Source organism: Solicola agrisoli (assembly GCF_049059935.1).
GTDB lineage: Bacteria > Actinomycetota > Actinomycetes > Propionibacteriales > Nocardioidaceae > JAURVT01.
In genome coordinates this window covers 1-10,562 of record NZ_JBMGQR010000108.1, presented here as the reverse complement: position 1 = coordinate 10,562, position 10,562 = coordinate 1, and the positions used below count along the sequence as shown (strand labels likewise).

The window sequence follows — 10,562 nt, the reverse complement described above, 5'->3', positions numbered from 1 at the left end:
GGCCGCCGGGTGGTCGTCGCGAGCGGAGACGTCACCGCCTACGCCGCGGGTGCCCGCGGCCGGGGCGTCACCCGGGTGTTCGTCCTCGACGCGGCCACGGGGGCCAGGCTCTCCAGCATCGACGTGTCGGGCAAGCCGGCCACCAAGAACGGCGAGCGCTACGACAGCGGGTTCGTGCAGTCGGTGCTCTGCCGCGGCGGCGCCACCGCCCGGGTGTACCTCGGCGGCAGCTTCACCCGCGTGTTCGGCAAGCAGCGCCGCCGCTCGGCCATGATCACGCTGGTTCGGCGAGGCAGTGGGCTGAAGCGGTCGCTCACGTCGTGGCAGGTGCCGTCGTCCAGCCCGGTCACCGGCCTCGCACCCTCGCCCAAGCAGGTCCTGGTGTCCACCGGCGGACGCCTGCTCAGCGTCTCGCCCAGCACCGCCGACGTGCGCTGGACCGTGCGCTCGGTCTGCGGCGGCGTCAAGACCGCCACCTACGCCGCCGGCAGCGTCTACGTCGGGGGGTTCTTCAACGCCGTCAAGGGCACCGACGGGACCGTCGCCCGGAACCACGGCGTCGCCAAGGTGGATCCCCGCACGGGCCGGGTCGCGTCCAGGAAGTCGTTCCGCACCGCCATCCCCCGCAACCGCGGCTGCAGCAGCTACAGCGGGGCCAACCCGGGCGCGATCGTGCACGACGCCAAGCGCAAGCGGGTCATCCTGTGCGAGGGCGGGATCAAGAACGGCGTGCGGGCGATCAGCCGTCGCACGGGCCGCCAGGCCTGGTTCCGCGAGACCGACGGCGACGCGCAGGCCTGCGCGATCGTCGAGGGACGGCTGTTCGTCGGGTTCCACCGCAGCAAGGGCAACATCCCGCTCGACTCCCGCGGGTGCGGGAGTCGCAACTGCGGCACGATGGGCGCCTTCCTGTCCCTCGCCGACGGTCACCAGGTGCGGTGGATGCCGGCCTCGGCCGACTTCTTCGGCCGTGGCCGCAACCGCGACGGCCGCAACAACGGGATCAACGGCGTCACCGTCATCGGCGGCTACCTGTGGGTCTCGGGCGCCTTCTACCGCGTGGGGAACACCGACGTCGGTCACCTCGCCCGGTTCCGCACGCTCTGAGCGCTACCGACCGCCGAGCAGCCTGGCGAAGTCGGTGACCGCGAACGGGTCGGCGGCCGTGCGTGCCGGACGGCCGGCCACGAGGTCGACCAGCTCGCCGGACGCCCGCTCGACCCGTCGTGCGAGCTCGGCGCCGTCCTCGGCCGAGCCCCAGTCGGCCGAGGCCGCGTAGACGCCGGTGGGCACCACGAGCGCACCGAGGTAGGAGAACAACGGACGCACCGCGTGGTCGATCGCGAGCGAGTGCCGGACGCTGCCGCCCGTCGCCCCCACGAGCACCGGCACCCCGGCGAGCGCCCGCTCGTCGAGGACGTCGAAGAACGACTTGAACAACCCGCTGTACGACGCGCTGAACACCGGGGTCACCGCGACGACGCCGTCGGCGCCCCCGACGGTCTCGAGCGCGGACGCGAGGTCGCCGGTCGCGAAGCCGGTGAGCAGGCGGTCGGTCAGCTCGTGCGCCACGTCGCGCACCTCGACCACCGGCGTGCGGACGTCGAGGCCCCGGACGGTGGCCGCATCGGCCACCCCGGCGGCGAGCCGGTCGGCGAGCAGCCGGGTGGACGACGGCGTGCTCAGGCCGGCGGAGACCACCGCGATCGTGCGCGGGCTCATCGGGTCGCCCCGACGGTCTCGGGCGCCGCGACGGCGGCCGCGTCGCGGGCGGCGACGAGCGAGGCGTGCGTGGGCGCGTCGGGGACGTGGGCCGGACGCATCGCGTCCAGCTCGCGGCGCAGCACCGGCACGACCTCGCCGAGCAGGTCGAGCTGCTCCAGCACGGTCTTGAGCGGCAGCCCGGCGTGGTCGACCAGGAACAGCTGGCGCTGGTAGTCGCCGACGTTCTCGCGGAAGGTGAGCGTCCGCTCGATGACCTCCTGGGGGCTCCCGACGGTGAGCGGGGTCTGGCGCGAGAAGTCCTCGAGGGACGGCCCGCCGCCGTAGACCGGGGCGTGGTCGAAGTACGGACGGAACTGCCGCACCGCGTCCTGGCTGTTGCGGGCCATGAACACCTGCCCGCCGAGCCCGACGATCGCCTGGTCGGCGCTGCCGTGGCCGTGGTGCTCGTACCGCTCGCGGTACAGCTGCACCATCTGCCGGGTGTGCTCCATCGGCCAGAAGATGTGGTTGTGGAAGAACCCGTCGCCGTAGTACGCGGCCTGCTCGGCGATCTCGGGGGTGCGGATCGAGCCGTGCCAGACGAAGGGCGGGACGCCGTCGAGCGGGCGGGGCGTGGAGGTGAAGCCCTGCAGCGGCGTGCGGTACCGGCCCTGCCAGTCCACGACGTCCTCGCGCCACAGCCGGTGCAGCAGGTGGTAGTTCTCGACCGCGAGCTCGAGTCCCTTGCGGATTTCCTTGCCGAACCAGGGGTAGACCGGGCCGGTGTTGCCGCGGCCCATCATCAGGTCGACGCGGCCGCCGGCCAGGTGCTGCAGCATCGCGAAGTCCTCGGCGATCTTCACCGGGTCGTTCGTCGTGATGAGCGTCGTCGACGTCGAGAGGACGAGGCGCTCGGTCTGCGCGGCGACGTACCCGAGCATCGTCGTCGGGGACGACGTCATGAAGGGCGGGTTGTGGTGCTCGCCCGTCGCGAAGACGTCGAGCCCGACCTCCTCGGCCTTCTTCGCGATGGTGACCATCGCCTGGATGCGGTCGCCCTCGGTGGGGACGGTGCCGTTCGTGGGGTCGGGCGTGACGTCGCCGACCGAGAACACTCCGAACTGCATGGTGGTCGCTCCCCTGCTCGTGCCGGACGCTCGCCCGGCTCCTGTAGTTTACATTTCAACCACAGTCGCGCGCCAGGTGTTCCCGGTCGCACCTGGCGCTCAGACCTCGCGGGCAGCGACCTCGACGTGGGGCGGCAGCGACGTCCACCACCGGTGGGCCCGCCGCCAGGCCCGACCGGACTCGTCGGTCGGGGTGTCGGCCAGCGGCGGGAGCGTGCCGAGACGTCCCAGGACGTAGCCCCAGGCCTCGAGCAGGGTGGGCGGTGCGGCACGGCGTCCGGCCAGTGCGTCGTCGACGGCCCCGCGGACCCGCCGCGTCACCAGGGCGGCGTCCACCGGGGCGAACTTGGCGTTGCCGACCGCCCAGCAGGCCTCGATCGCCGCCTGGTCGCGGTCGCGTCCGGCGGAGACGTCGCGGACGGCGAGGTCGAGCAGCAGCCTCAGGTCGTCGCCGGGAGCCAGGCACATCAGGACGCCGAGCGCCTCGTGCACGCGGGTCGGGTCGTCGGCGACCATCGACGCCTCGAGCTCGCCGACGTACGCCTGGCCGACGGTGCGCCCGAAGGGCAGCACCATCAGCAGCTGCAGGGCGTTCGCGCGCCGGTCGTCGTTGGTCTCGGTGGACAGCCGGTCGAGCAGGTCCACCAGCTGCACGTCGTCGTCCACCCCCAGGCCGAGCCGCGTCGTGAGGCGGTCGACGATGCGCGCCCGCGTGGCCGACGCGGTCTCGCGGGCGAGCGGTCCGTCCCCGGCGACGATCGAGGCCACCGCGAGCTGCTCGGGCCGCTGGGCCAGCTCGACGGCGATCCGTCGACGCGCCGAGCTCGAGAGCGCCCTCAGGACGTCGGCCGCGCTGCGCCGCACCCGGTAGGGCTGCGTCTGGTCGCGACAGCGCTCGAGGGCGACCTGCACCGCCGCCACCGCCTGGTCGGAGGTCAGACGACGGTCGCGCAGCAGGCCGGCCACCGCGAACAGCGAGGCGCGCAGCGCGTTGGGCGAGACGGGCGACCTCATCGAGGCGACGACCATCTCGCCGGCCCCGGGGTGCGCGAAGTGCTTCAGCAGGGCGGCCGCCTCGCTGAAGACCTGGGAGTCGGCGTCGGTGAGCACGTCACGGACCAGCTCGTGGGCCGCCTCCGACGCGCGCGGGTGGCCGGCCAGCCGGGCCATGGACTCGGCCCGCTGCAGGTAGGGGACACCGACGCTGACCGCCATCTCGACCAGGCCGCGGGAGAGCAGCGCGTACCACTGCGCCGGCGGCATCAGCACCTGGTCGAGGCGCCCGACGAGCAGCGACAGCCGGTCCCAGTCGCTGCCGGTCATCACCTCGTCGGCGAGCGCCCGTTCGAGCAACGGCTCGGCGGATGCGACCGGGTCCGGCGGCATCGGCCGCCGCAGCCGGGGGGCGGCCCGGTGCGGCTCGTCGTCGCGGTGCACCAGGTCGACCGCCGCCACCAGGCGCCCCGGCGAGACGCCGCAGAGCGTCTCGTACCGACGCACCACGTCGTACGACGGTGGCGTGGTGCCCCGTTCCCACCGGGTGACCTGCGACGGGTTCACCGGGGGGACGACGGCGTCGCCCGCCGCGAACCGGGACGCGACGCGCAGGTCGGGGTCGGCGGCGTAGGCACGGGCCGTGCGCAGCACCCATCCCACCTCGGCCAGCGTCATGCCGGTCAGTATCGGAGCGCCGCCCCGCCGAGATGCACGACTTGCCGCAATCGCCCGGTGACGCACGCCCACCTGGAGGAGGGACCGGCGAGATCCTGCCCCAGACGGACGACAGGCCCCCAGGTCGTGACCTGGGGGCCTGTGCGAGCCGGTCTGACCGGCCGTGGTGCGCGAGGGGGGATTCGAACCCCCACGCCCTCTCGGACACTGGCACCTGAAGCCAGCGCGTCTACCATTCCGCCACCCGCGCGCGGCACCACGGAGATGCATCGTGCAGTGTTCACCGCACGACCGACAGGAGTCTAACAGGCAGTGCCGGCGCCTCCGGACCGCGGTCCTCGGTGCCTCCGCGACGACCACACCTCATCCATCTGGTGGATAGTAGGTCGCGTGCAGACCCGTTCGCCGCTGACCGCGCTCTCCGCGGACGTGCTCCGCACCAACGGCGACCCGGCCGTGCGCCTGTGCCAGAGCTCGGTGACCGCCGTGGTCCTGGTGGTCACGGTGGTCGAGCACCTCGTCGTGGGCCGGTACGAGTCGCCCCGCCTGTTCGCCGCGGCGCTCGTGACGGTCCTGGTGTGCCAGGCGGCCGCCTTCGCCGTCACCTGGAGCCGACTGTCCCCGTGGTGGCCCGCCGGTCTGCCCCTGGTCACCATCGGCGCGGTCTGCCTCATGGACGCCGCCGGTCCCGGTGTCACCGGCATGGGCCTGGTGACGGTGGTGCCCGCCATCTGGCTCGGGCTGTGGTTCCGCTGGCCGGGGGTCGTGGGGGCCACCCTCGTCGCCGGCGGCGCGTTCGTGCTCACGTCGGTGCTGGCCGCCACGTCCGCGCTCCCGGGGACGGGCGGGTCGGGCTTCGTGGTGCCCCTGGCGGTCTTCACCGTCGCCAACGCCGTCTGCATGACCCAGGACCTGCGCGACGACCAGGACGACGCGCTGCGCGCGACCACGAACGAGCTCGAGACCGCCGCCGCGGCCTCCCAGGACAGCGCCGAGCTGCTCAACACCGTCTTCGAGGTCCTCGAGACCGGTGTGCTCGTCCTGGACGCCGACGGCGAGTTCCGTTCCATGAACCCGGCGCTCCACCGCATGCGCGCGGCCATCGGCGCGACGACGTCCAACGCGGGGGACTCCTACGGTCACCTGTTCGAGGCCGACCGCACCACGCGCGTCCGGCACGAGGACATGCCGACCGTGGCCGCCACCCGCGGCGAGGCGTTCACCGACCGCACCCTCTGGTACGGCGTGCACCGACGCCGCCAGATCGCGGCGTCGGTCTCCGCCCAGCCGATCCTGGGCCCGGACGGCGACCTGCGCGGCGCCGTGATGGTCTACCACGACGTGACGGACCGGGTGCTGGCCGTGCAGGCCAAGGACGACTTCGTCGCCTCGGTCAGCCACGAGCTCCGCACCCCGCTGACCTCGATCATCGGCTACCTCGAGCTGCTCGAGGAGGACGAGGAGGTGCCGCCGCGGCTGCGCCGCCACCTCGACATCGTGGGGCGCAACGCCGACCGGCTGCTGTCGCTCGTCACCGACCTGCTGACCGTGGCCCAGGCCGAGGGGGGCCGGATGCGTCTGACGCCCGTCGAGTCCGACCTGGGGGAGATCGTCGCCCGCGCCATGGACTCCGCCCGCGTGCGGGCCGACGCCGCCGGGGTGCAGCTGGTCACCGAGGCCGTGCCCGTCGCGCCGATGCGTCTGGACCCGGGGCGCATCGCCCAGGTCGTCGACAACCTGGTGTCGAACGCCGTCAAGTACACCCTCGAGGGGGGCACGGTGACGGCCCGCGTCCACCCCGACGACGACGAGGTGGTGGTCGAGGTCGTCGACACCGGCATGGGGATCTCCGAGGACGACCAGCGCGAGCTGTTCACCAAGTTCTTCCGCGCCCGCGAGGTCGAGCGACAGGCCATCCCCGGCGTGGGCCTCGGCCTAGTGATCAGCAGGGCCATCGTCGAGGGCCACGGGGGCCGGATCTCGGTGGTCAGCGTGCCCGGCACCGGCACCACCGTGACGGTGCGACTCCCCCGCTGAGGCGTGTCGTCGCTGCGCGACGCCGCACCGACGTGCGTGGCCCGATACGATCGGCGGGAGCATCCGCCTCACGGACCCGTGGGCGGGCACGACTGTGCCGTGGCGAGGAGGAGAACCGTGGGCGTGCTGCAGCGTTTCGAGCAGCGCCTCGAGAACGTCGTGACCGGCGCCTTCGCCCGCGCGTTCCGCAGCGCCGTGCAGCCCGTGGAGATCGCGGCGGCGCTCCAGCGCGAGATCGACAACCACGCGCAGGTGCTCTCCCGCGGACGCATGCTCGTCCCCAACGACTTCACCGTCGAGCTGTCGCCCGGCGACCATGACCGCCTGGCGCCGTACGGCCAGACGCTCGAGGGTGAGCTGGGCAACCTGGTGCGCGAGCACGTCACCGAGCAGAGCTACACGCTCGCCGGCCCGCTGCGCATCGGCTTCGAGCAGCACGACGACCTCGGCACCGGCCGCTTCCGCATCCGCAGCCAGGCCAACGCGGTCGTCACCCCGGTCGCCGGGCAGCGCATGACCGAGACCGCCGTCCACCGGGCGCCGGTGGTGCTCGAGGTCAACGGCGTGCGGCACCCGCTGTCGCCCCCCGGCGTGGTGCTCGGACGCGGCTCGGAGGCCGAGCTGCGCATCAACGACCCCGGCGTCTCACGTCGTCACGCCCAGATCAAGGTGACCGTGACCAGCCAGGACGTCAGCGTCAGCGTGCTCGACCTCGGCTCCACCAACGGCACCGTCGTCGACGGCCAGCGGGTGGACGGCGAGTCGCCGCTGCGCGACGGCTCGCAGATCCTGCTCGGCAACACCACCCTGACCGTGCGCAACCCGCACGCCGCACGCTCCGGGGGGCTGTGATGTCCGACATCACCCTGACGCTCATCAAGCTCGGCTTCCTCGCCGTGCTCTGGCTCTTCGTGCTGTCGGCGGTGTCGGTGATCCGGTCCGACATCTTCGGCGCACGCGTCGACACCGGCAAGCCCGGCCGCCAGCCCAAGGTGCCCAAGACCCGCACCAAGGCCGCCAAGGCGCCCCGCGGGCGCAAGCCCGCCCGCGGCAAGCCCCGCAAGCTGCAGATCACCCAGGGCCCCAACGCGGGTCAGAGCGTCCCGATCTCGGACCAGCCGATCATCCTCGGCCGCGGCACCGACGCCGCGATCCGGCTCGACGACGACTACGTCTCGACCCGGCACGCGCGGTTCGCCACCAACGGCGAGGACTGGTTCGTCGAGGACCTCGGCTCCACCAACGGCACCTACCTGGGCAGCCAGCGCATCACCACCCCGGTGCCCATCGCGATCGGCACCGAGGTCCGCCTCGGCAAGACCGTCGTCGAGCTGCAGAAGTAGCCGATGACCCAGACCCCCTCGCCCACCGGCGCGCTCACGTACCGCTACGTGGCGATGACCGACGTCGGCCGACGTCGCTCGAGCAACGAGGACTCCGCCTTCGCGAGCAGCCGGGTGCTGGCCCTGGCCGACGGCATGGGCGGGGCCGTCGCCGGCGAGCTCGCCTCGTCCGAGGCCGTCAACGTGGTGCGCCGGCTCGACGTCGACCTCCAGGGCGACGCCACCGAGGCCGTCGCCGGCGCCGTCCACCGCGCCAACGACCGCCTGGCCGAGGTGATCGAGTCGCAGCCGGCCACCGAGGGCATGGGCACGACGCTCGTCGTGATGCTGTGGGACGGCAGCCGGTTCGCGCTCGCCCACATCGGCGACTCGCGCGCCTACCGGTTCCGCGACGGCGAGCTCACGCAGATCACCAAGGACCACACCTTCGTCCAGTCCCTCGTCGACGAGGGCCGCCTCACGCCCGCCGAGGCGCGCACGCACCCGCACCGCTCGCTGATCATCCGCGTCCTGCTGGGCTCGGACGACTCCGACCCCGACCTGTCGATGGTCGAGCCGCAGGAGGGCGACCGCTACCTGCTCTGCAGCGACGGCGTCTCGGACTACATCGACGACGCGCAGATCGCCGAGGCCCTCGCGTCGGCGACGATCGACGACGCCGCGGTCGACATCGTCCAGCGCAGCCTGGCCGGTGGCGGCGGCGACAACATCACCTGCGTCATCGCCGAGATGGTCCTCGCCGACGCGCCCGCGGACGACTCGCTCGCCGGCGCCGACGGGCGTCCGATGCTGGTGGGCGCCGCGGCCGAGCAGCCGCGTCCCCCGTCCGACCGGTCCACCACGGCATCCCAGCCGGCCGTCACCGGCGACCGTGACGACGAGGACGGCGACGGCCCCGCCGGCGAGGACGTCGATCCCGAGGCGGTCCGGTACGCGCCCCAGGCGCCGAGCCGGTGGCGCTGGCTGCGGCGCGGCGTGATCCTCGCCGTGGTCGTCCTCGTGCTGGTCGTCGCGGCACGGTGGGCCTACGGCTGGTCGCAGGACCAGTACTTCGTCGCCGAGTCGGACGGCCGCGTCGCGATCTTCCAGGGCGTCCAGGCCGACGTCCCGCTCCTCGACCTCGAGCGCGTGCACGAGGTCACCGACGTCACCGTCGACTCGCTGCCCACCTTCGGGCAGCAGCAGGTGAGGTCCGGCATCGAGGCCTCCAGCCTCGCCGACGCGCGCCGGTCGGTGCAGAACCTGCAGGAGATCGCCGCACGCTGCGCCGACCCGAGCACCGCCGGCAGTCCCGGCAGCGAGTGCGACGGGGTGTCGCCATGAGCAACCCGTCAGGCCCGTCCGCGGTCCCGGTCGCCGTCGGCGCCCCCCGCAAGCGACGCAACGCCGAGCTGCTGCTCGTCGTCATGGCCGTGGTGATCTGCATCGGCGCGTACTGCGCCGTGGGCATCGGCGTGAGCGGCGAGGTGCCCGGCTTCGCCTACCGCCTCGGGGGAGCGATCGCCGGCGTCGCGCTGGTCACCCATCTGCTCGTGCGTCGCTTCGCCCCGTACGCCGACCCGGTGCTGCTCCCCGTGGTCATCACGCTCAACGGCCTTGGTCTGGCGATGATCTACCGGATCGACCTCGCGCGGCTCGACAAGAGCGGCGGCGACGTGCAGACGTTCGCCGGCCAGCAGCTGGTGTGGACGGCGCTCGGCATCGTCGGCTTCGTCGTGGTGCTGCTGGTCGTCCGCGACCACCGCCGCCTGCAGTCGATGACCTACACCTTCGGCCTGCTCGCCCTCGTGCTGCTCGTGCTGCCGCTGCTGCCGGTGATTGGGCAGAACATCAACGGCGCCCGGATCTGGATCCGCATCGGCCCGATGGGCCTGCAGCCCGGCGAGTTCGCCAAGATCGCGCTCGCGATCTTCTTCGCCGGCTACCTGGTGGTCAAGCGCGACGCCCTCGCGCTCGCGGGCCGCCGGATCCTCGGCGTCGACCTCCCGCGCGGCCGCGACCTCGGCCCGATCCTCGCGGCGTGGCTCGTCAGCCTCGGCGTGCTGGTCTTCCAGCGCGACCTCGGCTCGTCGCTGCTGTTCTTCGGCCTGTTCGTGGTGCTGCTCTACGTCGCTACCGAGCGTCCCGGCTGGCTCGTCGTCGGCGGCGGCCTGTTCCTCGGCGGCGCGTACTTCGCGTTCCTGACCTTCGGCCACGTGCAGGTGCGCGTCAACGGCTGGCTCGACCCGTTCGCCGACCAGGACCGAAACTTCCAGATCATCCAGGGCCTCTACGGCATGGCGCACGGCGGTCTGCTCGGGCGCGGGCTGGGTCAGGGCTCTCCCGACATCACGCCCTACTCCTACTCCGACTTCATCGCCGCCTCGCTCGGCGAGGAGCTCGGGCTGGCCGGTCTGATGGCGATCCTGCTGATGTACGGGCTGATCGTCGAGCGCGGGCTGCGCATCGCCCTGATCTGCCGCGACGGGTTCGGCAAGCTGCTCGCCGCGGGTCTCGCGGTCTCGATCGCGCTCCAGGTCTTCGTCGTCGTCGGCGGCGTCACCCGCCTGATCCCCCTCACCGGCCTGACGACCCCGTTCCTGTCCTACGGAGGCTCCTCGATCCTCGCCAACTGGGCGATCGTCGCCCTGCTGCTCCGCATCAGCGACCAGAGCCGGCGCCCCGCACCCGCGGTGGTGCA

The 10,562-nt window shown here is 72.9% G+C and carries 9 protein-coding genes and 1 tRNA gene; 6 read left to right on the top strand and 4 right to left on the bottom strand.

Features of this window, described 5'->3' with window-relative positions; genetic code table 11:
• Positions 1 to 1,107: hypothetical protein (locus ACI6PP_RS21880; protein WP_421113837.1), on the top strand; the 1,107-nt coding region annotated here is incomplete at its 5' end.
• A 3-nt stretch (positions 1,108 to 1,110) separates the two neighbouring features.
• Here ACI6PP_RS21880 and ACI6PP_RS21875 read toward each other — a convergent pair.
• The 4 genes from ACI6PP_RS21875 to ACI6PP_RS21860 form a co-directional block, all read right to left on the bottom strand.
• Positions 1,111 to 1,722, bottom strand: a complete 612-nt coding sequence (locus ACI6PP_RS21875) for an FMN reductase (RefSeq protein ID WP_421113836.1) — start codon at positions 1,720 to 1,722, stop codon at positions 1,111 to 1,113.
• Positions 1,719 to 2,831 (bottom strand): LLM class flavin-dependent oxidoreductase, encoded by a 1,113-nt coding sequence (locus ACI6PP_RS21870; protein ID WP_421113835.1) that lies wholly within the window; start codon positions 2,829 to 2,831, stop codon positions 1,719 to 1,721. Before ACI6PP_RS21870 ends, ACI6PP_RS21875 begins: the two co-directional genes overlap by 4 nt.
• Positions 2,832 to 2,930: 99 nt before the next feature.
• The gene (locus ACI6PP_RS21865) at positions 2,931 to 4,502 is read right to left on the bottom strand and encodes a helix-turn-helix domain-containing protein (protein ID WP_421113834.1); all 1,572 of its coding nucleotides are present in this window, start codon (positions 4,500 to 4,502) and stop codon (positions 2,931 to 2,933) included.
• Between the two features lie 164 nt (positions 4,503 to 4,666).
• A tRNA-Leu gene (locus ACI6PP_RS21860) sits at positions 4,667 to 4,752 on the bottom strand.
• Positions 4,753 to 4,892: 140 nt separating this feature from the next.
• On the opposite strand from ACI6PP_RS21860, the gene ACI6PP_RS21855 reads away from it, so the two are divergent.
• From ACI6PP_RS21855 to ACI6PP_RS21835, 5 genes are all read left to right on the top strand, one after another.
• On the top strand, positions 4,893 to 6,539 hold the full coding sequence (locus ACI6PP_RS21855) for a sensor histidine kinase (RefSeq protein WP_421113833.1): 1,647 nt from the start codon (positions 4,893 to 4,895) through the stop codon (positions 6,537 to 6,539).
• Between the two features lie 117 nt (positions 6,540 to 6,656).
• Positions 6,657 to 7,391 carry an FhaA domain-containing protein gene (locus tag ACI6PP_RS21850; protein WP_421113831.1) on the top strand — a complete coding sequence of 245 codons (735 nt, stop codon included), beginning with the start codon at positions 6,657 to 6,659 and terminating at the stop codon, positions 7,389 to 7,391.
• On the top strand, positions 7,391 to 7,882 hold the full coding sequence (locus ACI6PP_RS21845; protein ID WP_421113830.1) for an FHA domain-containing protein FhaB/FipA: 492 nt from the start codon (positions 7,391 to 7,393) through the stop codon (positions 7,880 to 7,882). The genes ACI6PP_RS21850 and ACI6PP_RS21845 overlap by 1 nt, the downstream gene beginning before the upstream one ends.
• Positions 7,883 to 7,885: 3 nt before the next feature.
• Complete coding sequence (locus ACI6PP_RS21840) at positions 7,886 to 9,205, top strand: PP2C family protein-serine/threonine phosphatase (protein WP_421113829.1); 1,320 nt, start codon at positions 7,886 to 7,888, stop codon at positions 9,203 to 9,205.
• A partial coding sequence (locus ACI6PP_RS21835; protein ID WP_421113828.1) for an FtsW/RodA/SpoVE family cell cycle protein occupies positions 9,202 to 10,562 on the top strand: 1,361 nt, incomplete at its 3' end. The genes ACI6PP_RS21840 and ACI6PP_RS21835, both read left to right, overlap by 4 nt.